This window comes from Colwellia marinimaniae, from assembly GCF_002207865.1.
Lineage (GTDB): Bacteria > Pseudomonadota > Gammaproteobacteria > Enterobacterales > Alteromonadaceae > Colwellia > Colwellia marinimaniae.
In genome coordinates this window covers 1-489 of sequence record NZ_BDQM01000120.1, presented here as the reverse complement: position 1 = coordinate 489, position 489 = coordinate 1, and the positions used below count along the sequence as shown (strand labels likewise).

1 rRNA gene is annotated in these 489 nt (G+C 39.1%); it reads right to left on the bottom strand.

What is annotated here, in order from left to right:
* Window positions 1-368 precede the first annotated feature (368 nt).
* A 5S ribosomal RNA gene (rrf, locus tag MTCD1_RS18470) occupies window positions 369-483 on the bottom strand.
* Between the last annotated feature and the right edge of the window lie 6 nt (window positions 484-489).

Here is a 489-nt window from a genome sequence, read left to right as displayed (position 1 = left end):
TTTGCATGAACATCATTCATTAAGCGTTTTTGTTCTCCCCGAAAGGAAAACTATGTAAAACAACATTAATGTGAGTGTCCACACAAATTGCATGATAACTAATTGTTAAAGAAAAGAGGTCTTAGTCGCATTCGCTAAGTACCTTCACTCCTTGCTAACGTTTCCGTTTGCCCGAAGTAGGATGCGCATGATACGCTTCCTAGCTTTAATGTCAACACTTAATCTTATATAAAAGTAAGTATTTTATAAAACCTTATTTTTTACCTTAATTTGCTTATTTACCAAGCAATTAAGTTAAAAAATAGTGTTTCTCAAGTAGCCCGTCACCATTGTAACGGGCTTCTCGTGTGCCAAAGCACAAATTAGAAGTTTAGCAATGTCCTACTCTCACATGGGAACTCCCACACTACCATCGGCGCAACTGCGTTTCACTTCTGAGTTCGGAATGGGATCAGGTGGGGCCACAGCGCTATGGTCGCTAAACAAAAA